Below are 20926 nucleotides of genomic sequence, written 5' to 3'. Positions count from 1 at the left end.
TCAGTGCTCCCGGCTTTCGAAGTCGATACGCGGATCGACCAGGGTGTAGGTCAGGTCGCCGATCAGTTTCACCACCAGCCCCAGCAGGGTGAAGATGAACAGGGTGCCGAAGACCACCGGGTAGTCGCGGTTGATCGCTGCCTCGAAGCTCATCAGGCCGAGGCCGTCGAGGGAGAAGATCACCTCCACCAGCAGCGAGCCGGTGAAGAAGATGCCGATGAACGCCGAGGGGAAGCCGGCGATCACCAGCAGCATGGCGTTGCGGAACACGTGGCCGTAGAGCACGCGGTTCGGGGTCAGGCCCTTGGCCTTGGCGGTGACCACGTACTGCTTGTTGATCTCGTCGAGGAAGCTGTTCTTGGTCAGCAGGGTCATGGTGGCGAAGTTGCCGATCACCAGTGCGGTGATGGGTAGGGCCAGGTGCCAGAAATAGTCGCCGATCTTGCCCCAGGTGCTCAGCTCGTCGAAGTTGCTCGATGTCAGCCCTCGGAGCGGGAACCAGTCCAGATAGCTGCCGCCGGCGAAGACCACGATCAGCAGGATGGCGAAGAGGAAGGCGGGGATGGCGTAGCCGATGATGATCGCTGAACTGGTCCACACGTCGAAATGACTGCCGTGACGGGTGGCCTTGGCGATCCCCAGGGGAATCGACACCAGGTACATGATCAGCGTGCTCCACAGGCCGAGGGAGATCGACACCGGCAGCTTCTCGGCGATCAGATCGACCACCTTGGCATCGCGGAAGAAGCTGTCGCCGAAGTCCAGGCTGGCGTAGTTCTTGACCATGATCCACAGGCGTTCCGGCGCCGACTTGTCGAAGCCGTACATGTGCTCGATTTCCTTGATCAATGCCGGATCGAGGCCTTGCGCGCCACGGTAGTTGGAGCCGGCCACCGAGACTTCGGCGCCGCCACCGGCAATCCGGCTGGTAGCGCCCTCGAAGCCTTCGAGCTTGGCGATCATCTGCTCCACCGGGCCGCCGGGCGCGGCCTGGATGATGACGAAGTTGATGATCAGGATGCCGAACAGGGTCGGGATGATCAGCAGCAGGCGCCGCAGGATATAGGCCAGCATGTCACTGCTCTCCGTGCGCGGCGGCGGCGTCTTCCGCGGCGGTCACCGGGGCGGCCGGGGTCACGTCGGGCTTGACCCACCAGGTATTCACGCCGATGTCGTACTTGGGCGGCGTGGCGGGGTGGCCGATATGGTTCCAGTAGGCCACGCGCCAGGTCTTGATATGCCAGTTGGGCACCACGTAGAAGCCCCACTGCAGCACGCGGTCGAGGGCGCGGGTGTGGGCGATCAGGCTCTGCCGCGAGTCGGCGTTGATCAGCGATTCCACCAGGCTGTCCACGGCCGGGTCCTTGAGGCCCATATAGTTGCGGCTACCGGGATTGTCGGCGCTGCCGCTTTGCCAGAACTCGCGTTGCTCGTTGCCCGGCGAGTTGGACTGCGGGAAGCCGCCTACGATCATGTCGAAGTCCCGCGAGCGCAGTCGGTTGATGTACTCGGCGACGTCGACCCGGCGGATGTTGAGGGTGATGCCGAGGTCGGCGAGGTTGCGCTTGTAGGGCAGGAGGATGCGCTCGAACTCGGTCTGGGCGAGCAGGAACTCGATGGTCAGCGGCTTGCCCTGGGCATCCACCATCTTGTCGTTCTCGATGCGCCAGCCGGCTTCCTGCAGCAGCTTATAGGCTTGGCGCTGCTGCTCGCGGATCATGCCGCTGGCATCGGTGACCGGGTTCTTGAAGGCTTCGGTGAACACTTGCTCGGGGATCTTGCCGCGTAGCGGTTCGAGAAGTTTCAGCTCATCCTCGCCGGGCAGGCCCTTGGCCGCCATCTCGGAGTTCTCGAAGTAGCTGCCGGTGCGGGTGTAGGCGCCGTTGAACAGTTGCTTGTTGGTCCACTCGAAGTCCAGCAGCAGGCTCAGTGCCTGGCGTACCCGCACGTCCTGGAACACCGGGCGGCGCAGGTTGAAGACGAATCCCTGCATGCCGGTGGGCGTGCCATTGGGGATTTCCTCGCGGATCAGGCGCTTTTCCCGTACCGCGGGGATGTTGTAGGCGGTGGCCCAGTTCTTCGCGCTGGTTTCGAACCAGTAGTCGAACTGCCCGGCCTTGAGCGCTTCCAGAGCCACGGTGTTGTCACGGTAGTAATCGACGGTGATGGTATCGAAGTTGTAGAAGCCGCGGTTGATCGGCAGGTCCTTGCCCCAGTAGTTCTTGTCTCGTTCCAGGCGGATCGAGCGCCCCGGCTTGACCTCGGCGACCTTGTACGGCCCGCTGCCCACGGGGATTTCCAGGCCGCCCTTGGCGAAGTCACGACCTTCCCAGACGTGTTTGGGTAGCACCGCGATCTGCCCGAGGATCAGCGGTAGCTCGCGGTTGTTGCCGTGCTTGAACTTGAACAGCACCCGCAGCGGGTCTTCGGCGACCACCTCGGAGACGTCGGCGTAGTAGCCGCGGAACAGCGGGGCGCCGCTTTTCATCAGGGTGTTGAAGGTGAACACCACGTCTTCGGCGCGTACCGGCTGACCGTCCTGGAAGCGTGCTTCGGGGCGCAGGTAGAAGCGCACCCAGCTATTGTCCGGAGCTTTCTCGATCTGCTTCGCCAGCAGGCCGTACTCGGTGAACGGCTCGTCGAGGCTGGCGCGGGCCAGGGTGTCGTAGACCAGGTCGATGTTGTCCGCCGGCACGCCCTTGCTGATGAAGGGGTTGAGGCTGTCGAAACTGCCGAAGCCGTTTTCGCGGAAGGTGCCGCCCTTGGGCGCGTCGGGGTTCACGTAGTCGAAATGCTTGAAGTCGGCCGGGTACTTTGGCGCTTCGTTGTACAGGGTCAGCGCATGTTGCGGCGCGGCCAGGGTCGGCAGGCTCAGGCCAGCCAGCAGCAGGCCGCCGAGCAACTGGCGCAGACGGGGCATTGGCATCATTGGGCGTTCTCCGAAGGCTTGAGCCACCAGGTATTCAGCCCCAGGGTGTAGGGCGGCGTGGTGACGAAGGCGAACCGGTTGCGGTAGGCCAGGCGGTGATAGTCGAGATACCAGTTGGGAATCATGTAGTGCTGCCACAGCAGCACGCGGTCCAGGGCGCGGGTCGCGGCCACCTGGTCATCGCGGGTCTGCGCGGCGAGCAGAGCATCGAGCAGGTGGTCGACCACCAGGCTGTTGACCCCAGCGTAGTTCTTGCTGCCCTTGGTGGCGGCCTGGCTGGAATGGAAATATTGCCATTGTTCCAGGCCGGGACTGAGGGTCTGGGTCAGGGTCATCAGGATCATGTCGAAGTCGAATTGATCGAGGCGCTGCTTGTACTGCGCCCGGTCGACAGTGCGCAGGCGCGCATCGATACCGATGCTGGCGAGGTTCTCGACATAAGGCTGGAGAATTCGTTCAAGGTTCGGGTTGACCAGAAGGATTTCCAGTTTGAGAGGCTGGCCGTTGCTGTTCAGCAGGCGCTGGCCGCTGAGTTTCCAGCCGGCCTTGCCGAGCAGGTCCAGAGCCTGGCGCAGGTTATCCCGGCCGATACCGCGGCCATCGGTCTGGCTGACCTTGAACGGTTGGGTGAACAAGCCCGGCGGCAATTCGTCGCGCCATGGCGCCAGCAATAGCCACTCCTTGCCCACCGGCAGACCGTCAGCAGTGAATTCGCTGTTGGGGTAGAAACTGGTGGCCCGGCGATAGGCGCTGCTGAACAGGGTGCGGTTGGTCCATTCGAAATCGAACATCAGGCCCAGGGCCTGACGCACCCGGCGATCGGCGAAGGCCGCACGACGGCTGTTCATGAACAGGCCCTGGGTCTGGGTCGGGATCTGGTGCTTGATCTGCGCCTTGATCACGTCGCCGCGCCGTACAGCCGGGAAGTTGTAGCCATTGGCCCAGTTCTTCGCCTGGTGCTCGATATAGATGTCGAACTCGCCGGCCTTGAAGGCTTCGAAGGCCACGTCGCTGTCGCGGTAGAACTCGTATTCGATGCGGTCGAAGTTGTACTTGCCGCGGTTGGCCGCCAGGTCCTTGCCCCACCAGTTCTTGACCCGCTCGAACACCAGGCGCCGGCCCGGCTGCACCTCGCTGATACGATAGGGGCCGCTGCCCAGCGGTGGTTCGAAGGTGGTGGCCTTGAAGTCCCGGCCTTTCCAGTAGTGCTGGGGCAGCACCGGCATCTCGCCCAAGCGCAGGATCAGCAGGGGATTGCCGGCACGCTTGAAGACGAAGCGGATGCGCTGCGGATTGAGCACGTCGACCCGTTCCACCTCCTGCAGGTTGGTGCGGTAGATCGGATGACCTTCCTTGAGCAGGGTGCGGTAGGAGAACGCCACGTCGGCGGCCGTGATGGGATGGCCATCGTGGAAGCGCGCTTCCGGACGCAGGTTGAACACCACCCAGCTACGGTCCTCGCTGTACTCCACGGAGCGGGCGATCAGTCCGTAGCTGGAGGTGGCCTCGTCGCCGGACGGATCGTACTGGCCGGTGCCGACCATCAGGGTTTCATTGAGCTCGCTGACCCCATACTGCAGAAAGTTCGGTGTGGTCACCGGACTGCTGCCCTTGAAGGTGTAGGGGTTGAGGGTATCGAAGGTGCCGAATGCCATGGCGCGCAAGGTGCCGCCCTTGGGCGCTTGCGGATTGACCCAGTCGAAGTGGGTGAACTTGGCGGGGTACTTGAGCGTGCCGAACTGGGCGTAACCGTGGCTTTCGGTGATGGTCGCGCCCGCAGGAAAGCTCAAGACCAGGCTGAATGTCAGCAGGAGGGGACGTATCAAGTCGGCGATCCGATCCAGGCGGCTTGGGCTTTATGGTTCCTACAGTAACAGCTTGTATCAGCAGGAAAAAGAGCGCGCCCGTGGCGTCCATGCACTGCCCGGAGGCGGTATCAGTGCGGCAGGTAGACGGTCAGGGTCTGGCCTGGCTTCAGTGCCTGACCACTGCGCGGATTCCAGCGTTTGAGGTGTTGCATTTCCACGTTGAAGCGTTTTGCGACCAGGTACAGCGAATCGCCTTTCTGGACCTTGTACTGTGTAGCGCGTTGCTTGGCGTTGGCGGTCGTGGAGGTGGGCTTGCTGGCGGACGCCACGGTGATCGGCTGTTTGCTCTGCAGGACCAGCGTCTGGCCGGCTTTCACGCGGTTGCCGCTGATCTTGTTCCAGCGTTGCAGGTCCTTGACGCTGACCCGGTTGGCCTTGGCGATGCTGCCCAGGCTGTCGCCGCGCTTTACCCGGTAGCGCACGCTGCGCGCCGCCGGGGCACTGGCTTCAGCCAGCGCCGCCTCGAACACCGCGGCCTTCGGCTGCAGGGCCAGCAGTTCCTCGGGTTTCATGCTCGACAGGCTGCTGGTCAGCAGTTGTGCCTTGGCAGTCGGTACCAGCAGTTGTTGAGGACCGTCCACGGTCATGCGTTTCTTGAAGGCCGGGTTGAGCTGGAACAGCTCGTCCTCGTCGATCTCGGCCAGGGCGGCAACCCGCGACAGGTCGAGACGATCCTTGATCGCGACCGCTTCGAAGTAGGGTTCGTTGGCGATCGGGTTGAGGTTCACCCCGTAGGCTTCCGGGGTCATGACCACCTGGGACAGGGCCAGCAGCTTCGGCACGTAGTCGCGGGTTTCCTGGGGCAGCGGCAGGTTCCAGTAGTCGGTGGGCAGGCCGAGGCGATCGTTGCGCTCGATGGCCCGGCTCACCGTGCCTTCGCCGGCGTTGTAAGCGGCCAGGGCCAGCAGCCAGTCGCCGTTGAACATGTCGTGCAGGCGGGTCAGGTAGTCCAGCGCGGCGTTGGTCGATGCGGTGATATCGCGGCGGCCATCGTAGAAACGGGTCTGGCGCAGGTTGTAGTGACGTCCGGTGGACGGGATGAACTGCCACAGGCCGACCGCATGGGCGCGGGAGTAGGCCATCGGGTTGTAGGCGCTCTCGATGGCCGGCAGCAGGGCCAGCTCCAGCGGCATATCGCGTTCTTCGAGGCGCTCGACGATGTAGTGGATGTACAGGCTGCCGCGGTCGCCGGCGGTTTCGAGGAAGGTCGGGTTGCTGGCGAACCACAGGCGCTGTTGCTCGATACGCGGGTTGACGCCGATGTCGTCCTGCAGCTGGAAGCCCTGGCGAATACGTTCCCAGACGTCTTGCGGTACCTGCTCCGCCGGCTTGGCCTGGACGAACACGGGCTTTGGCTTGGGCCGGTGCTGGACCTGCATGCGAACGCTGTCGTTGTCGCCCATATGGCTGGTGCTCTGGCAGCCCACGAGGGTGGCTGTCAGACCGAGCGCAACGGCCTGTGCGAGGCGCGTCAGAGCGGCGGGGGCGAAGGTTCTGCGGCTATTGGACGACATTGGCTGGGACAGAGTTCCGGGCGAAAATGTCGGGCGATTCTAGAAAGCGCCCCCAACCGGGTCAACCTTTCAGAACTGTGCAGTCATCAAGCGGCCATCTTCAGAAGGTATCTTTCCACGCCCGCAACCCAGCAAAAACAGCACTTGGCGTAAGGTTTAAAGCCCCGCTCCGTTCGTCTGCTTTTTCTTTAACGGATGTTTCGCCTACCCTCAGGAAAGGGTTGGTCAGACGTTCCAGGCCGATAGTTGATGGCAACGTGATGCGATTTTCAGCACGCAAACGGGTAACTTCCTCGAATCGTGCGTTAACGTGCGGATTTTTCGGCTCGACGGCACAGGCAAAGCGCAGGTTGCTCAGGGTGTACTCATGGGCGCAATACACCTGCGTGGTCTCGGGCAGGGCCGCCAGGCGTTGCAAGGAGGCGTACATCTGCGCCGGGGTGCCTTCGAACAGTCGCCCGCAGCCGGCGGCGAACAGGGTGTCGCCACTGAACAGCAGGGGCGTCATCGGTTGATCGCTGAAGTAGGCGATATGTCCCAGGGTGTGGCCAGGCACCGCGAACACCTGGAAATCCACATCCAGCACTCGTACCACCGCGTTGTCCTCCAGTGCCACGTCCCGCGCCGGGATGCGCTCGTTGGCCGGCCCGCTGACCCGTGCGCCGGTGGCGCTTTTCAAGGCTTCGACACCGCCGACATGGTCGTGGTGGTGGTGGGTGATGAGGATGTCTTCCAGCTGCCAGTCCGCGTGCCGTTCCAGCCAGGCCAGCACCGGCGCCGCGTCGCCCGGGTCGACCACCGCGCAGCGACGGTTGGCGGGGTCCTGCAACAACCAGATGTAGTTGTCATTGAAAGCGGGCAAGGCTTCTACTTGTATCATCGAGCGATTCGCCAAACGTGGGACAAGGGTGCATCTTAGTAGCTATGTGCGCCGTCGAGAACCTTCCAGGGAGAACGCAATGACCGACCAAGCCTTCGCCCAGGCCGATCCGCAGTGGCTCGAACTGATCAGCATGGCTCGTGACTGGTTCGCCGGTCCGTTGGGGCAGTTGATGCTCGCCGAGGAACAGCGCTTGCTGGAAGAGGAGCTGGGTCGTTACTTCGGCGGTTATCTGGTGCATTACGGTCCGTGCGCCGAAGCGCCGCCCACTGCGCCGCAGGTACAGCGCAACGTGCGCCTTGGTGCGCCATTGCCCGGCGTCGAGATCGTCTGCGAAGAACAGGCCTGGCCGTTGAGCGAGCACGCTGCTGACGTGGTGGTGCTGCAGCATGGCCTGGACTTCTCGCTATCGCCCCATGGATTGTTGCGCGAAGCGGCCAGCAGTGTGCGTCCGGGCGGGCACCTGCTGATTGTCGGGATCAACCCCTGGAGCAGTTGGGGCGTTCGCCGGGCGTTCGCCCACGATGCCTTGCGCAAGGCCCGCTGCATCTCGCCCTCGCGGGTTGGTGACTGGCTCAACCTGCTCGGCTTCGCGCTGGAGAAACGCCGGTTCGGGTGTTATCGTCCGCCGCTTGCCTCCCCGGCCTGGCAGGCCCGGCTGGCGGGGTGGGAGCGTCTCGCCGGACGTTGGCAAGGCTCCGGCGGAGGTGTCTACCTGCTGGTGGCACGCAAGATGGTGGTCGGCCTGCGTCCGCTGCGCCAGGAGCGCCGCGAACCGATGGGCAAGCTCATTCCGTTGCCGCTGGCGAAGGTCAATCGTCAGACACCCCACCCCGAAGGCAGACCCTTCAATGATGAGTAAGGTTGTACATGAGCGATAGCGTGGAGATCTACACCGATGGCGCCTGCAAGGGCAATCCTGGCCCGGGCGGCTGGGGCGTGCTGATGGTCTACAAGGGTGTGGAAAAGGAACTCTGGGGTGGCGAGCGCGAGACCACCAACAACCGCATGGAACTGATGGCGGCGATCCAGGGCCTGGCGTCGCTGAAGCGCGAGTGCGAGGTGTTGCTGGTCACCGACTCGCAGTACGTCATGAAGGGCATCACCGAGTGGATGACCAACTGGAAGAAGCGCGGCTGGAAGACCGCGGCCAAGGAGCCGGTGAAGAATGCCGACCTCTGGCAGTTGCTCGACGAGCAGGTCAACCGGCACAAGGTCACCTGGAAATGGGTGCGGGGGCATATCGGTCACCATGGCAACGAGCGCGCTGACCAGTTGGCCAATCGCGGGGTCGACGAAGTTCGTGGCCTGCGCTGATGAATCTCCGGGACGCGGCGGCGAAGCTGGGTTAAGATTCGCCGCTTTCAGCAACACGGCAGGAGATCACCGACGTGGATTTGCATGACAACAGGTCGGTAGTTCTCGATACCGAAACCACCGGTATGCCGGTCACTGATGGTCACCGGATCATCGAAATCGGTTGCATCGAGCTGGTCGGACGCCGCATGACCGGGCGCCACTTTCACGTCTACCTGCAGCCGGACCGCCCGAGTGACGAGGGCGCCATCGGCGTCCACGGCATCACCGACGCCTTCCTGGTCGACAAGCCACGCTTTGCCGACGTCGCCGAAGAGTTCTTCGAGTTCATCCAGGGCGCACGCCTGATCATCCATAATGCGACGTTCGACGTTGGCTTCATCAACAACGAATTCGCCTTGCTCGGCCAGCACGATCGCGCCGACATTTCGCAACACTGCGATATTCTCGACACCCTGATGATGGCGCGCGAGCGCCACCCAGGCCAGCGCAACAGCCTCGACGCCCTGTGCAAGCGTTACGGCATCGACAACTCCGGCCGTGAGTTGCACGGCGCGTTGCTCGACTCCGAGTTGCTGGCGGATGTCTTCCTGGCCATGACCGGTGGCCAGACCAGCTTGTCGTTGGCGGGTCATGACGGTGAAGGCGAGGGGGGCGGGGCTCAAGGCAGCGAGATCCGCCGGCTGCCGGCAAGCCGCCAGCCAGGCCGGATCATCCGCGCGACTCCCGAGGAGCTGGAGGCTCATGTCGCCCGCCTCGAAGCCGTTGCCAAGTCCGCCGGTGCGCCGGCCCTCTGGCAACAACTGGCAGAGGCCAACTGAGGCATTTGCCGCGCGTCATGGCGGCGACCTTCTACCCTGAGATGAATGGCCCATGTGGCCTCCCGCAGGAAGAAGGTAGCGCCGTCCATGTACAAGGACCTCAAGTTTCCCGTTCTCATCGTTCACCGTGACATCAAGTCCGACACCGTAGCTGGCGACCGCGTGCGTGGCATTGCCGAGGAGCTGGCTCAGGACGGTTTCACCATCCTCAGCGCCATCGACTATGCCGAAGGCCGCCTGGTCGCCGCGACCCATCACGGGCTGGCGTGCATGCTGATCGCCGCCGAAGGCGCGGGCGAAAACACCCACCTGTTGCAGAACATGGTCGAGCTGATCCGCCTCGCCCGTTCCCGAGCACCGCACCTGCCGATCTTCGCCTTGGGCGAGCAGGTCACGCTGGAAAATGCCCCTGCCGATGCCATGAGCGAACTGAACCAGTTGCGCGGCATCCTCTATTTGTTCGAAGACACCGTGCCTTTTCTCGCCCGCCAGGTTGCCCGTGCCGCGCACAACTACCTGGACGGGCTGCTGCCGCCGTTCTTCAAGGCGTTGGTGCAGCACACCGCGCAGTCCAACTATTCCTGGCACACCCCCGGGCACGGCGGCGGCGTGGCTTACCGCAAGAGCCCGGTGGGGCAGGCCTTCCACCAGTTCTTCGGCGAGAACACGCTGCGCTCCGACCTGTCGGTCTCGGTGCCTGAGCTGGGCTCACTGCTCGACCACACAGGCCCGCTGGCGGAGGCCGAGGCCCGTGCCGCACGTAACTTTGGCGCCGACCATACCTTCTTCGTGATCAATGGCACTTCGACGGCGAACAAGATCGTCTGGCACTCCATGGTCGGTCGCGACGATCTGGTGCTGGTGGATCGCAACTGCCACAAGTCGGTTCTGCACGCGATCATCATGACCGGCGCGATTCCGCTCTACCTGTGTCCGGAGCGCAACGAACTGGGGATCATCGGGCCGATTCCGCTCAGCGAGTTCAGTCCCGAGTCCATTCAGGCCAAAGTGTTCGCCAATTCTCTGACCAAGGATCGCAAGCCACGGGTGAAGATGGCTGTCGTGACAAACTCTACCTACGACGGCCTGTGCTACAACGCCGAACTGATCAAGCAGACCCTTGGAAACAGCGTCGAGGTGCTGCACTTCGACGAGGCTTGGTACGCCTACGCTGCCTTCCACGAGTTTTTCGCCGGGCGCTACGCCATGGGCACCTCGCGCAGCGCCGACAGCCCATTGGTGTTCAGTACCCACTCCACCCACAAGTTGCTCGCTGCTTTCAGCCAGGCCTCGATGATCCATGTGCAGGATGGCGGGCGCCGGCAACTGGACCGTGACCGCTTCAACGAAGCGTTCATGATGCATATCTCCACCTCGCCGCAATACAGCATCCTTGCCTCGTTGGATGTGTCCTCGGCGATGATGGAGGGGCCGGCGGGGCGTTCGCTGCTCCAGGAAATGTTCGACGAAGCCCTGAGTTTTCGCCGTGCTCTGGCCAATCTGCGCGCGCACCTGCCCGCCGAGGACTGGTGGTTCAGTGTCTGGCAGCCGCCGCGGGTCGAAGGCATCCATCGTGTCGCGACCGAGGACTGGCTGCTGGAGCCCCAGGCGCAATGGCATGGCTTCGGCGATGTCAGCGAGGACTACGTGCTGCTCGATCCGATCAAGGTGACCCTGGTCATGCCCGGTCTGGATGCCGGGGGTAGTCTTGATAGGCACGGCATTCCAGCGGCAGTGGTGAGCAAGTTCCTATGGGAGCGCGGGCTGGTGGTGGAGAAGACCGGGCTGTATTCGTTCCTGGTGCTGTTCTCGATGGGCATCACCAAGGGCAAGTGGAGCACCCTGCTCACAGAGCTGCTGGAATTCAAGCGCAACTACGACGCCAATACCGAACTGAGTCGGAGCCTGTCCTGCATCGCCAGCCAGGACCCGCAGCGCTATCGCGGTATGGGGTTGCGCGACCTGTGTGACCAGTTGCATGCCTGCTACCGCAGCAATGCCACCGCCAAGCAGCTCAAGCGCCTCTACACCCGCCTGCCGGAGGTGGTGATGAAGCCTGCCGACGCGTACGACAAGCTGGTGCGTGGCGAGGTGGAGGCGGTGCCCATCGAGCAGTTGCTCGGGCGTATCGCCGCAGTGATGCTGGTGCCATACCCGCCGGGCATCCCGCTGATCATGCCTGGGGAGCGCTTTACCGAGGCGACCCGCTCGATCATCGATTACCTCGCCTTCGCCCGTGCCTTCGACAGCGGCTTCCCCGGTTTCGTCGCCGATGTGCATGGCCTGCAACATGAGGAAATAGATGGGCAGCGTGTCTACACCGTGGACTGCGTCAAGGAGTAGCGGACCCGGCTGGTGGCCTGGTGCTAGAATTCGCCGCTTGAATTCAGGAGGTACATGCGTGCGCAAAGTGGCGGTGGTAATGGCGTTGCTGGCCCTGGCCGGTTGTGACAACGATGCGGAGCGGGTGCACAAGCAGGTCGCCGAGAGCCTGCAGAACCCGAAAACGGCCAAGTTTGCCAACGTGCGATTCAGCACCCAGGGCGATATCTGCGGCCAGTTCCGCGGCAAGGACGACGCTGGCAACTACCTGCCGTATCGCAGCTACGTGGCCATCAAGCAGGGCACGGACTACGACATCATCATCGACGACGGCAGCAACAGCCTGCGCATTCGTGAGGTCTGCGGTGGTGCCGACCTGCAGCGCCGTGCCGATGCCATCGCTGCCGAGCCGGCGCCGCAAGGCTGGGACGTGGAGATTGTCCAGGGGCCGAACATGGGCGCGGTGAGCGACATGACCGCGAGGCTGATCGAGAAGGGCATCCCGTCTTCCGTGGTCTATCGCGACGGCAAGCCGGTGGTCCTGCTCGGTCCTTACCAGGAGAAGGCCGAGGCTGAGGCCAGCAAGGCCGATGTCATGGCTCGACTGGGTACCGATTCGGTGGTGATCCAGCACGACGCCCCGCGCTGATCGCCTGCGCGGCGCTCTGCAGCAGGTGCTCCCGCGTTTGTCGGGCTATGCTCAGAAGGACGCAGTTCCATCGATGAGTGCAGCAACGGTGAGGAGGTGGCCATGTCCACGCTGGAGCGAGCCATTGCGGTTGCAGCCCGGGCCCACGAGGGGTACCGGGACAAGGTGGGTGCAGCGTACATCCTGCATCCCCTGCGGGTGATGCTGCGGGTTTCCACCACTGAACAGCGTATCGTCGCGGTCCTCCACGAAGTGCTGCGAGAGTCGCCGATGACGCTCTCGGATCTGGCGCGCGAGGGCTTCACCCTGAAGATTCTCGCCGCGGTACAGGCTCTCAGTCCGCGGTGCGGCGAGAGCGACGAGGAATTCGTCGTGCGGGTCGGCAGCGACCCGCTGGCCCGGGTGGTCAAGCTGGCAGACCTGGCTGACGAAAGCGACCTGACTCGCATCGTCATTCCCGGTCCCGCCGACATCGCTCACCTGCAGCGCTGCCAGCAGGCCAGCGCCTACTTGCAGGCACTGCCCTGACACTCAACTGCAGGCCTTGAGGTCCACCGGTCCGACGAATTCGTTGCCGTGACCCATTACGCAGGCCACGCGCTGGTTGCGCTGGCGCTCCCAGGCTTCGGCCGGATAGGTCTTGTTCCATGCCTCGTACAACTGCCGGTCTTGTCTGGACAGGTTCAGGTTGTACTGCTTGCTCATGTAGAAGTAGGTGCGCGCGATCATCCCGCGGATGGACGGTCTCGGCATGACTTTCCTGGCCTTGAAGTCGACCTGGGTCAGACACGAGCCGTATTGTCCGTGTTGCTCGGGTAGCCAGCCGTAGCTGAAGTTGCTGCGGTCGCCATTCACTTCGCCGATGCTCGGCACCAGGTTGTGCAGGTCGGCTTCGGCGCGGGCGTAGGTTGCGTCGTTGCGCGAGCAGTTCTTGCGCCCACCGTTCTGCCAGCACTGGCGCTGATGGCCGATCTGCCAGGCCGGAACGATATGTTCCCACTCGATCCGCGCCGCACGGTTGGCATTCTTGCGCGGGACGTAACCGCAACCGGCCAGGTCGACATGATTGCCTTTGTACTTGCAGCCGCAATAGAACTCTGTTGACTGCGGTGCGTAGAGGCGCCAGGCAATCTTCTTGGCTTCGGTAAAGGTGCGCGGGGCGTCGGCGTGGGCGGTGAAGCTGAACAACAGGCAGGAGGCTGCCAATACCGTGAATCTCATCCGCGTCAGTCTTCCTTCGGCACCGTCCAGAAAATCTGCACACCGCCATCGTCGCGATGGGCGAGGGTGACGTTGTCGTTCTCGGCGATTTCCTCGAGCAGGGTTTCCCAGTCGTCCGGGGATTCGTGTTCGAGCCGGAAGATCAGTGCTGCCCGGGAGCGCTGGGCGGTCGGGGCATTGATGATTTTCTGTATGCGGATGCCCAGTTGCTCATAGCTGCTGACGGGCGCGGAAGCGGAGGAGGTGGCCACGAAAGTGTTTCCTTGTTTTTGCTGTATGCGCATACAGTATTTAACTGTAGGAGTTTTCGCAACAGATCGTCGGTTCAAAGAGCGAATGAGACCGCTTCGCCGTGCTTTTGCTGCACGACGTCAAAAATAAATCTGCAAGGTTTTGACCATCGACGGTAGGGCGGCGCAAAAAATGGCCCTTTGCCTAGACTTTGAAGGGCAATTTCGCTGTCGGAAATCTGGATGATTTCCAATGAAAAGTTCGGTTTTCCGCGCGTTTGAGCGACAATTCCCCCGCTCCGGTACTCGGCCGGTCCCTCTATGGACATTTGACAAAGCCCGGTTCCGTTCGCATAGTGGGGTAACGCAAACGTTTGCGATCCGATAAAAAGCATAAAATGCGGAGTAAACTTCATGCACTTGCCTTCCACCGGACGGATATTGGCTGCCACCTTCCTTGTCCTCTGTGCTGCCTTTCCCCTGTCAACCGTCCGCGCCGACGAGCGTCCCAAGGTCGCACTGGTGATGAAATCACTCGCCAACGAGTTTTTCCTCACCATGGAAGATGGCGCCAAGGCCTACCAGAAAGAACACGCCAATGAATTCGACCTGGTGTCCAACGGCATCAAGGATGAATCCGATACCGGCAACCAGATTCGCATCGTCGAGCAGATGATCGTTTCCGGAGTCGACGCCCTGGTGATCGCCCCGGCGGATTCCAAGGCACTGGTCCCGGTGATCAAGCGCGCCATGGACGCCGGCATCACCGTGGTCAACATCGACAACCGCCTCGACCCCGATGTGCTGAAAGGCAAGGGCATGAGCGTGCCGTTCGTGGGCCCCGACAACCGCAAGGGCGCGCGCCTGGTGGGTGACTACCTGGCTGTGCGGCTGAAGGCGGGCGACGAGGTCGGCATCATCGAGGGCGTGCCGACCACCACCAACGCCCAGCAGCGCACCGCCGGCTTCAAGGACGCGATGGACGCGGCGCAGATGAAGATCGTCGCGGTGCAATCCGGCAACTGGGAAATCAACAAGGGCAATGCCGTGGCCTCGGCGATGCTCAACGAATACCCGAACCTCAAGGCGTTGCTCGCCGGCAACGACAGCATGGCCCTGGGCGCGGTTGCGGCGGTGCGTTCCGCCGGGCGCACCGGGCAGGTGCAGGTGGTGGGCTATGACAACCTCAAGGCGGTCGCGCCGATGCTGGCCGATGGTCGCCTGCTCGCCACGGCCGACCAGTATGCCGCGCGCCAGGCCGTGTTCGGTATCGAGGCCGCGCTGAAGATGCTCAAGGGCGAGAAAGCCGAGGTGGATGCCGACAATGTCATCCAGACACCGGTCGACCTGATCACGCGCCAGCAATGAGCGGGCAAGCGGTGTTGACCGTCAGCGGGGTCGGCAAGACCTACGCCCAGCCGGTGCTCGAAGGGATCGACCTGACCCTGCAGCGCGGCGAGGTGCTGGCGCTCACCGGCGAAAACGGCGCGGGCAAGAGCACCCTGTCGAAGATCATCGGTGGCCTTGAGCCTGCGACCACCGGGCAGATGCGCTTTCGCGACGAGCCCTATCGCCCGGCCAGCCGTGCCGCCGCCGAACGCCTCGGTGTGCGCATGGTCATGCAGGAGCTGAACCTGGTGCCGACCTTGAGCGTGGCGGAGAACCTGTTCCTGCATGACCTGCCCGGACGCCTGGGCTGGATCGATCGCAAGCGCCTGCGCCAGCAGGCCGTGGAGGCCATGGCGCGGATGGGGCTGGACGCGATCGACCCGCAGACGCCGGTGGGCGAACTGGGCGTCGGTCACCAGCAGATGGTGGAAATCGCCCGCAGCCTGATCGGCGATTGCCACGTGCTGATTCTCGACGAACCCACCGCCATGCTCACCGAGCGCGAAGTCGAGTTGCTGTTCGCCCGGATCGAGGCGCTGCGTCAGCAGGGGGTGGCGATCATCTACATCTCTCACCGGCTCGAAGAGCTGAAGCGTGTCGCCCAGCGTGTCGCCGTGTTGCGCGACGGGAAACTGGTCTGTATCGAACCGATCCAGCGCTACAGCAGCGAGCAACTGGTCAGCCTGATGGTGGGGCGCGAACTGGGCGAGCACATCGAGGCCCAGGACCGTCACATCGGTGTGCCGTTGTTGCGGGTAAGCGGACTGGGACGCGGTGACAAGGTCAACGATGTCTCGTTCGAAGTGCACGCCGGGGAGGTCTTCGGCCTGTGTGGCCTGGTGGGCGCCGGGCGAACCGAATTGCTTCGCCTGATCTACGGTGCCGACCGGGCCGATCGCGGTACGGTCGCGCTGGGTGATCCGTTGCGGGTGCAACGGATCGACTCGCCGATGGCGGCGGTACGGCATGGCATTGCCCTGGTCAGCGAGGACCGCAAGGGCGAGGGGTTGCTCCTGAGCGAATCGGTCAGCGCCAACCTTGTGCTGGGCAATCTCAAGGCGGTCTCCCGTGGCGGCCTGCTGGACAACGACGGTGAACGCCAATTGGCCGAGCGTCTGGTCGAGACCCTGCGCATCCGCACTGCCGGGGTGCAGCAGGCGGTGTGCGAGCTGTCCGGCGGCAACCAGCAAAAGGTGGTGATCGGACGCTGGCTGGAGCGTGATTGTCAGGTGCTGCTGTTCGATGAGCCGACCCGCGGCATCGATGTCGGCGCCAAGCTGGATATCTACGCGTTGCTCGCCGAACTGGCGCGGCAGGGCAAGGCGCTGGTGGTTGTGTCCAGCGACCTGCGCGAGCTGATGCTGATCTGCGATCGCATAGGCGTACTGTCCGCCGGGGGCCTGGTGGACACCTTCGAGCGCTCCAGTTGGAGTCAGGATCAACTGCTGGCTGCGGCGTTCTCCGGTTATCAGAAACGTAATGCTCTGTTGTCCGACGCAGCGCCCGGGGTATCGCCATGAAAAGCTCTTCAGTTGCCTCTTCCGCCAACGGCAAGCGTTCCGGCAGCCGCCTGGCGCTGGACACCTACCTTGGTCTGGCGGGAGCCCTGCTCTGCCTGATGGTCCTGTTTTCCCTGCTTAGCAGCCATTTTCTGTCGTACGCCACCTTCAGTACCCTGGCCAACCAGATCCCCGACCTGATGGTGCTGGCGGTGGGCATGACCTTTGTGCTGATCGTCGGCGGCATCGACCTCTCGGTGGGCTCGGTGCTGGCCCTGGGCGCCTCGGTAGTCAGCGTGGCAATGCTCGGTTGGGGTTGGGGTGTACTGCCCGCCGCACTGCTCGGCATGGTTTGTGCCGCGCTGGTCGGTGCGTTGACCGGTTCGATCACGGTGGCGTGGCGGATTCCCTCTTTCATCGTGTCCCTTGGTGTGCTGGAAATCGCCCGGGGCGCGGCCTACCAACTGACCGACTCAAGGACGGCCTATATCGGCGACGCGCTGGCCTGGTTGTCGGAGCCTATCGCCTTTGGCATTTCGCCGTCCTTCTTGATCGCCTTGGCGGTGATCGCACTGGCGCAGCTGGTACTGGCGCGTACGGTGTTTGGCCGCTACCTGATCGGCATAGGCACCAACGAGGAGGCCGTGCGTCTGGCCGGGGTCGACCCGCGCCCGTACAAGATCCTGGTCTTCGCCCTCATGGGATTGCTCGCCGGGCTCGCCGCACTGTTTCAGATTTCGCGCCTTGAAGCGGCTGATCCCAATGCCGGATCAGGACTGGAACTGCAGGTCATCGCCGCAGTCGTCATCGGCGGAACCAGCCTGATGGGCGGGCGCGGCTCGGTCATCAGCACCTTCTTCGGCGTACTCATCATATCGGTACTGGCGGCGGGGCTGGCACAGATCGGCGCCTCCGAACCGAGCAAGCGCATCATCACCGGGGCGGTCATCGTGATCGCCGTGATCCTCGACACCTACCGCAGTCGGCGTGCAGGCCGGCGGAACTGAAAGCATGGCAACCATAAAAGACGTCGCCGCACTGGCCGGCATTTCCTACACCACCGTGTCCCACGTGCTGAACAAGACCCGTCCTGTCAGCGAGCCGGTGCGGCTCAAGGTGGAAGCGGCCATCGCCGAACTCGACTACGTGCCCAGCGCTGTGGCCCGTTCGCTCAAGGCGCGCAGCACGGCGACCATCGGCCTGCTGGTGCCGAACAGCGTCAACCCGTATTTCGCCGAGCTGGCCAGGGGTATCGAGGATGCCTGCGAGCGCAATGGCTACTGCGTGATCCTGTGCAACTCCGACGACAACCCGCAGAAGCAGCGCAGCTACCTGCGGGTGCTACTGGAAAAGCGCATCGACGGCCTGATCGTCGCTTCGGTGGGCGAGGACCGTGACCTGCTCGCCAGTCTTTCCTGCGTGCGCACGCCCATGGTCATCCTCGATCGGGCGCTGGAAGGCGTGGATGCCGACCTGGTGCGCATCGATCATGAACAAGGCGCCTACCTGGCGACCCGACACCTTCTCGACCTGGGGCACACGGACATCGCCTGTATCAACGGGCCAGCCGACACCAGCGTGGCGACCCTGCGTCTGGCCGGCTTCCAGCGTGCCTTGGGCGAGGCAGGGGTGACGATGAAGGTAGGGAGGGTGGTGAACAGTGACTTCACCAGCCTCGGCGGCTATGACGCGGCGGCTCACCTGCTAAGTGGCAACCGGCCCACGGCGATATTCGCCGGCAACGACATGATCGGCATGGGTGTGCTGCGTGCTGCGGCTGAGCATGGCATCAGCGTGCCGAACGAGCTCTCGGTGATCGGTTTCGACGATATCCAGATGTGCCAGTACGTCTACCCGGCACTGACCACCGTCGGGCAGTCCATCCGCGATCTGGGGGAAATGGCCGCGTCGGTGCTCTTGCGGCGTATCACCGGGCCGGGGCCTGTGGCGGTGGAGCAGCGTATCGTTGCGCCGAAGATCGTCCTGCGCGAATCCACCGGGCCTAGCCCGGATCTGTTCAGCGACCAGCGTTGAAGGTATGACATGCAAGGCAGGGTAGTGGTGGTGGGCAGTCTCAATATGGACCTGGTGACCCGCGCCGAGCGTCTGCCGCGGGCGGGTGAGACCCTGGCCGGGGAAAGCTTCACCACGGTTCCCGGTGGCAAGGGTGCCAACCAGGCGGTCGCGGCTGCCCGTCTCGGGGCGTCGGTGGCGATGATTGGTTGTGTCGGCGATGACGCCTATGGCCAGCTATTGCGCGATGGGCTGTTGGCCGAGGGTATCGATAGCCAGGCTGTGGAAGTGGTGCCCGGCGTCTCCAGTGGTGTGGCGCTGATCGTGGTGGATGCAGCCAGTCAGAATGCAATCGTCATCATCGCCGGCAGCAATGGTCGCTTGTTGCCTCCCTCGATCGCGCGTTTCGACGCTTTGCTTCAGGGGGCTGATGTCATCGTCTGCCAGATGGAGGTCCCGCATCAGACAGTGGCCCACACCTTGGCGCGGGGGCGTGCCCTGGGCAAGACGGTGATTCTCAATCCGGCGCCGGCCACCGGTCCGCTACCGCTGGAGTGGCTGGCCAATATCGACTACCTGATTCCCAACGAGAGCGAGGCGGCCGCCCTGACGGGCCTTCCGGTGACGGATCTTCCATCGGCCGAGGCGGTGGGCGTGCACCTGCGCGACCTGGGTGTCGACCGGGTGATCGTGACGCTCGGCGCCGAAGGGGTGTTGCGGGTGGGCGCGGAAGGTAGCGAGCACTTCGCCGCATCCGAGGTTCAGGCGGTGGACACCACGGCAGCAGGGGATACCTTCGTCGGAGGTTTCGCTGCCGCGCTGGCTCGGGGATGTAGTGAGCGCGACGCGATTCTGTTTGGTCAGCGTGCTGCGGCGATCTCGGTCACTCGCGCAGGGGCTCAACCGTCGATTCCGGAGCTGGCTGAGCTCGGGGTGTGAGGGCTTGTGACGGCGCGGCCACCGGCTCGTGTCGGTAGCGCTCGAAGACCTGATTGATGAAGGCGCGTGCAGCATCGCTGCCCATTTCCTTGACCAGCAGATCGATCGCGATAAGAGTAAGTTCTTCGGCTGTTCCCGGGCTGTAGGCACTTTGGCCTTCGGGCCATTTCACCTTGATGTCGGCATCGATGCTGTGGCTGGTCATGGTGGTCTCGGAGCGGCCCGTACGGGAGGGGATTAACGCCGGGTCAGTGGCGCTTCGGCGGCTGTGGGCCAAGTATCACCGCGATGACTTCAGTTTAACCAGCCCTGTCGGCCGGGGGCTCTGCGACTTAGGCATAAGGGCGTTGGCGTGGCAAACTATCGGTATTTTTGCCCTGCAGGACCCTAGTATGAACATTGATCTCAACGATCCGCAGCAATTCACCCTTGAACAGGTGCGCCAGTTGATCGCCAGTGGTAACGGCGCAAGACACAACCAGTTGCGGGTCAGTTGCGGCGGGCAGGCCTGGTTGTCAGAGGTGGTCGGCGGTGCCCAGCTCGAGGGGCTGCTGTTTCGTCTGGAAACCTGGGCGGCTGGTTCCGGCTGCGTCGGGCCTGTTGCCGCCGAGGACGAGCGCTGGGTCCAACAGGTGTTCAAGGCCTTGCAGAAGAATTGGCCAAAGCCTGTCAGCGACTATATTGATCTGTATTGATACGGTGCGCGGATGCAAAATCCGGACACGATTACCATTTCCCCTGGGCTGGGGAGTCAGGCAGACTCACCCGCTTTTGCAACAATCGGCATCAAGTGCTGTCGGACAAGACGGCATCCGTATCCCTAAGGAGAATTCATGTTTCCCATGCGTGCATCACTGGTAACCCTGCTGGCCGCCGCGATCCTGGCAGGTTGCAGCAGCGGCGGCGGCAGCGCCTCGAAAGCGCCTGAGCCCGAAGCGGCCGCGACCACCGATGGTCGTTGCGATGCCAGCGGCGCTGACTTCGCCGTGGGCAAGCCGGCTTCCGCCGATCTGCTGGAGCAGGCACGCAAGGCCAGCGGCTCGCAATTGGCCCGCATCCTCAAGCCGACCGACGTGATCACCTTGGAGTACCGCTCCGAACGCTTGAACATGCACGTCGACGGCAAGGGCGTGGTCAGTCGGGTCAACTGCGGCTGACCGGCACGCAGGCATAAAAAATGTCCGCTGTCAAGCTCCTAGGTGAGTGATGCAGCGCGGCGATAGGGCTTGTGGGACAACAGGTTAGGCCAATTTCTGGCTTCTCCGTGTCGTTGCCGTTTTTCAAGCTAGGTGTCGTATAGGCGCTTCGCGATAGAAAGCGTAAGAGCGCCGCAGC

At 63.3% G+C, this 20926-nt stretch carries 22 protein-coding genes; 13 read left to right on the top strand and 9 right to left on the bottom strand.

Going from position 1 to position 20926, the window contains the following annotated elements; translation table 11 throughout:
- The 5 genes from AC5QPF_RS21515 to gloB form a co-directional block, all read right to left on the bottom strand.
- A complete protein-coding gene (locus AC5QPF_RS21515) occupies nt 1-1074 on the bottom strand; it encodes a microcin C ABC transporter permease YejB (protein ID WP_494959798.1) in 1074 nt (357 codons plus the stop codon).
- Nucleotide 1075: 1 nt separating this feature from the next.
- Entirely contained in the window at nt 1076-2929 is a 1854-nt protein-coding gene (locus tag AC5QPF_RS21510) for an ABC transporter substrate-binding protein (protein ID WP_494959797.1), read from the bottom strand.
- Nucleotides 2926-4755: an ABC transporter substrate-binding protein gene (locus AC5QPF_RS21505; protein WP_494959796.1), complete on the bottom strand. Its 1830-nt coding sequence runs from the start codon at nt 4753-4755 to the stop codon at nt 2926-2928. The genes AC5QPF_RS21510 and AC5QPF_RS21505 overlap by 4 nt, the downstream gene beginning before the upstream one ends.
- 110 nt (nt 4756-4865) lie before the next feature.
- A complete protein-coding gene (locus AC5QPF_RS21500; RefSeq protein WP_494959795.1) occupies nt 4866-6311 on the bottom strand; it encodes a transglycosylase SLT domain-containing protein in 1446 nt (481 codons plus the stop codon).
- A gap of 100 nt (nt 6312-6411) precedes the next feature.
- On the bottom strand, nt 6412-7191 hold the full coding sequence (gene gloB, locus AC5QPF_RS21495; RefSeq protein ID WP_494959794.1) for a hydroxyacylglutathione hydrolase: 780 nt from the start codon (nt 7189-7191) through the stop codon (nt 6412-6414).
- Between the two features lie 79 nt (nt 7192-7270).
- Between gloB and AC5QPF_RS21490 the strand changes: the two genes are divergently transcribed.
- From AC5QPF_RS21490 to AC5QPF_RS21465, 6 genes are all read left to right on the top strand, one after another.
- Nucleotides 7271-8053: a methyltransferase domain-containing protein gene (locus AC5QPF_RS21490; protein WP_494959793.1), complete on the top strand. Its 783-nt coding sequence runs from the start codon at nt 7271-7273 to the stop codon at nt 8051-8053.
- A gap of 8 nt (nt 8054-8061) precedes the next feature.
- Nucleotides 8062-8508 (top strand): ribonuclease HI, encoded by a 447-nt coding sequence (gene rnhA, locus AC5QPF_RS21485; protein WP_494959792.1) that lies wholly within the window; start codon nt 8062-8064, stop codon nt 8506-8508.
- A gap of 125 nt (nt 8509-8633) precedes the next feature.
- On the top strand, nt 8634-9329 hold the full coding sequence (gene dnaQ, locus AC5QPF_RS21480; RefSeq protein ID WP_494964227.1) for a DNA polymerase III subunit epsilon: 696 nt from the start codon (nt 8634-8636) through the stop codon (nt 9327-9329).
- 87 nt (nt 9330-9416) lie between these two features.
- On the top strand, nt 9417-11672 hold the full coding sequence (locus AC5QPF_RS21475) for an Orn/Lys/Arg family decarboxylase (RefSeq protein ID WP_494959791.1): 2256 nt from the start codon (nt 9417-9419) through the stop codon (nt 11670-11672).
- Between the two features lie 58 nt (nt 11673-11730).
- Nucleotides 11731-12300: an SPOR domain-containing protein gene (locus AC5QPF_RS21470; protein ID WP_494959790.1), complete on the top strand. Its 570-nt coding sequence runs from the start codon at nt 11731-11733 to the stop codon at nt 12298-12300.
- Nucleotides 12301-12402: 102 nt separating this feature from the next.
- Nucleotides 12403-12828, top strand: a complete 426-nt coding sequence (locus AC5QPF_RS21465) for a GTP pyrophosphokinase (RefSeq protein ID WP_494959789.1) — start codon at nt 12403-12405, stop codon at nt 12826-12828.
- Nucleotides 12829-12831: 3 nt separating this feature from the next.
- On the opposite strand, the gene AC5QPF_RS21460 is transcribed toward AC5QPF_RS21465, so the two are convergent.
- The 3 genes from AC5QPF_RS21460 to AC5QPF_RS21450 are packed head-to-tail and all read right to left on the bottom strand — an operon-like array spanning nt 12832 to nt 14203.
- Nucleotides 12832-13521, bottom strand: coding sequence for an endonuclease (locus AC5QPF_RS21460; RefSeq protein ID WP_494959788.1), 690 nt, complete (start codon nt 13519-13521; stop codon nt 12832-12834).
- 5 nt (nt 13522-13526) lie between these two features.
- Nucleotides 13527-13805: a DUF1654 domain-containing protein gene (locus AC5QPF_RS21455; RefSeq protein ID WP_494959787.1), complete on the bottom strand. Its 279-nt coding sequence runs from the start codon at nt 13803-13805 to the stop codon at nt 13527-13529.
- Between the two features lie 41 nt (nt 13806-13846).
- The gene (locus AC5QPF_RS21450) at nt 13847-14203 is read right to left on the bottom strand and encodes a hypothetical protein (RefSeq protein WP_494964292.1); all 357 of its coding nucleotides are present in this window, start codon (nt 14201-14203) and stop codon (nt 13847-13849) included.
- Here AC5QPF_RS21450 and AC5QPF_RS21445 point away from each other — a divergent pair.
- Genes AC5QPF_RS21445 through rbsK form a run of 5 tightly spaced genes read left to right on the top strand, consistent with a single transcriptional unit; the run spans nt 14166 to nt 19591 of the window.
- Entirely contained in the window at nt 14166-15119 is a 954-nt protein-coding gene (locus AC5QPF_RS21445; RefSeq protein WP_494959786.1) for a substrate-binding domain-containing protein, read from the top strand. The two genes, AC5QPF_RS21450 and AC5QPF_RS21445, sit on opposite strands and share 38 nt — an antisense overlap.
- Nucleotides 15116-16660: an ATP-binding cassette domain-containing protein gene (locus tag AC5QPF_RS21440; RefSeq protein ID WP_494959785.1), complete on the top strand. Its 1545-nt coding sequence runs from the start codon at nt 15116-15118 to the stop codon at nt 16658-16660. The genes AC5QPF_RS21445 and AC5QPF_RS21440 overlap by 4 nt, the downstream gene beginning before the upstream one ends.
- Nucleotides 16657-17646 carry an ABC transporter permease subunit gene (locus AC5QPF_RS21435; RefSeq protein WP_494959784.1) on the top strand — a complete coding sequence of 330 codons (990 nt, stop codon included), beginning with the start codon at nt 16657-16659 and terminating at the stop codon, nt 17644-17646. The genes AC5QPF_RS21440 and AC5QPF_RS21435 overlap by 4 nt, the downstream gene beginning before the upstream one ends.
- Nucleotides 17647-17650: 4 nt before the next feature.
- The gene (locus AC5QPF_RS21430) at nt 17651-18673 is read left to right on the top strand and encodes a substrate-binding domain-containing protein (protein ID WP_494959783.1); all 1023 of its coding nucleotides are present in this window, start codon (nt 17651-17653) and stop codon (nt 18671-18673) included.
- A 9-nt stretch (nt 18674-18682) separates the two neighbouring features.
- Nucleotides 18683-19591, top strand: coding sequence for a ribokinase (gene rbsK, locus AC5QPF_RS21425; RefSeq protein ID WP_494959782.1), 909 nt, complete (start codon nt 18683-18685; stop codon nt 19589-19591).
- Here the strand turns inward: rbsK and AC5QPF_RS21420 are convergent.
- On the bottom strand, nt 19536-19796 hold the full coding sequence (locus tag AC5QPF_RS21420; protein ID WP_494959781.1) for a hypothetical protein: 261 nt from the start codon (nt 19794-19796) through the stop codon (nt 19536-19538). The genes rbsK and AC5QPF_RS21420 overlap by 56 nt on opposite strands.
- A gap of 187 nt (nt 19797-19983) precedes the next feature.
- Between AC5QPF_RS21420 and AC5QPF_RS21415 the strand changes: the two genes are divergently transcribed.
- Nucleotides 19984-20286, top strand: coding sequence for a hypothetical protein (locus AC5QPF_RS21415; protein ID WP_494959780.1), 303 nt, complete (start codon nt 19984-19986; stop codon nt 20284-20286).
- Between the two features lie 138 nt (nt 20287-20424).
- Nucleotides 20425-20748: an I78 family peptidase inhibitor gene (locus AC5QPF_RS21410; protein WP_494959779.1), complete on the top strand. Its 324-nt coding sequence runs from the start codon at nt 20425-20427 to the stop codon at nt 20746-20748.
- Nucleotides 20749-20926: the final 178 nt, after the last annotated feature.

The organism is Pseudomonas sp. Con_6 (assembly GCF_059379395.1).
This window is presented reverse-complemented; position numbering and strand designations above follow the sequence as displayed.

What these genes read in the sequence shown, in the direction of transcription:
- AC5QPF_RS21515 (WP_494959798.1), bottom strand. Translation starts at nt 1,074, where the DNA reads ATGCTGGCCTATATCCTGCGGCGCCTGCTGCTGATCATCCCGACCCTG.
- AC5QPF_RS21510 (WP_494959797.1), bottom strand. Translation starts at nt 2,929, where the DNA reads ATGATGCCAATGCCCCGTCTGCGCCAGTTGCTCGGCGGCCTGCTGCTG.
- rnhA (WP_494959792.1), top strand. Translation starts at nt 8,062, where the DNA reads ATGAGCGATAGCGTGGAGATCTACACCGATGGCGCCTGCAAGGGCAAT.
- gloB (WP_494959794.1), bottom strand. Translation starts at nt 7,191, where the DNA reads ATGATACAAGTAGAAGCCTTGCCCGCTTTCAATGACAACTACATCTGG.
- AC5QPF_RS21500 (WP_494959795.1), bottom strand. Translation starts at nt 6,311, where the DNA reads ATGTCGTCCAATAGCCGCAGAACCTTCGCCCCCGCCGCTCTGACGCGC.
- AC5QPF_RS21445 (WP_494959786.1), top strand. Translation starts at nt 14,166, where the DNA reads ATGCACTTGCCTTCCACCGGACGGATATTGGCTGCCACCTTCCTTGTC.
- AC5QPF_RS21490 (WP_494959793.1), top strand. Translation starts at nt 7,271, where the DNA reads ATGACCGACCAAGCCTTCGCCCAGGCCGATCCGCAGTGGCTCGAACTG.
- AC5QPF_RS21455 (WP_494959787.1), bottom strand. Translation starts at nt 13,805, where the DNA reads ATGCGCATACAGCAAAAACAAGGAAACACTTTCGTGGCCACCTCCTCC.
- AC5QPF_RS21465 (WP_494959789.1), top strand. Translation starts at nt 12,403, where the DNA reads ATGTCCACGCTGGAGCGAGCCATTGCGGTTGCAGCCCGGGCCCACGAG.
- AC5QPF_RS21475 (WP_494959791.1), top strand. Translation starts at nt 9,417, where the DNA reads ATGTACAAGGACCTCAAGTTTCCCGTTCTCATCGTTCACCGTGACATC.
- rbsK (WP_494959782.1), top strand. Translation starts at nt 18,683, where the DNA reads ATGCAAGGCAGGGTAGTGGTGGTGGGCAGTCTCAATATGGACCTGGTG.
- AC5QPF_RS21410 (WP_494959779.1), top strand. Translation starts at nt 20,425, where the DNA reads ATGTTTCCCATGCGTGCATCACTGGTAACCCTGCTGGCCGCCGCGATC.
- AC5QPF_RS21460 (WP_494959788.1), bottom strand. Translation starts at nt 13,521, where the DNA reads ATGAGATTCACGGTATTGGCAGCCTCCTGCCTGTTGTTCAGCTTCACC.
- AC5QPF_RS21435 (WP_494959784.1), top strand. Translation starts at nt 16,657, where the DNA reads ATGAAAAGCTCTTCAGTTGCCTCTTCCGCCAACGGCAAGCGTTCCGGC.
- dnaQ (WP_494964227.1), top strand. Translation starts at nt 8,634, where the DNA reads ATGCCGGTCACTGATGGTCACCGGATCATCGAAATCGGTTGCATCGAG.
- AC5QPF_RS21430 (WP_494959783.1), top strand. Translation starts at nt 17,651, where the DNA reads ATGGCAACCATAAAAGACGTCGCCGCACTGGCCGGCATTTCCTACACC.
- AC5QPF_RS21440 (WP_494959785.1), top strand. Translation starts at nt 15,116, where the DNA reads ATGAGCGGGCAAGCGGTGTTGACCGTCAGCGGGGTCGGCAAGACCTAC.
- AC5QPF_RS21415 (WP_494959780.1), top strand. Translation starts at nt 19,984, where the DNA reads ATGAACATTGATCTCAACGATCCGCAGCAATTCACCCTTGAACAGGTG.
- AC5QPF_RS21420 (WP_494959781.1), bottom strand. Translation starts at nt 19,796, where the DNA reads ATGACCAGCCACAGCATCGATGCCGACATCAAGGTGAAATGGCCCGAA.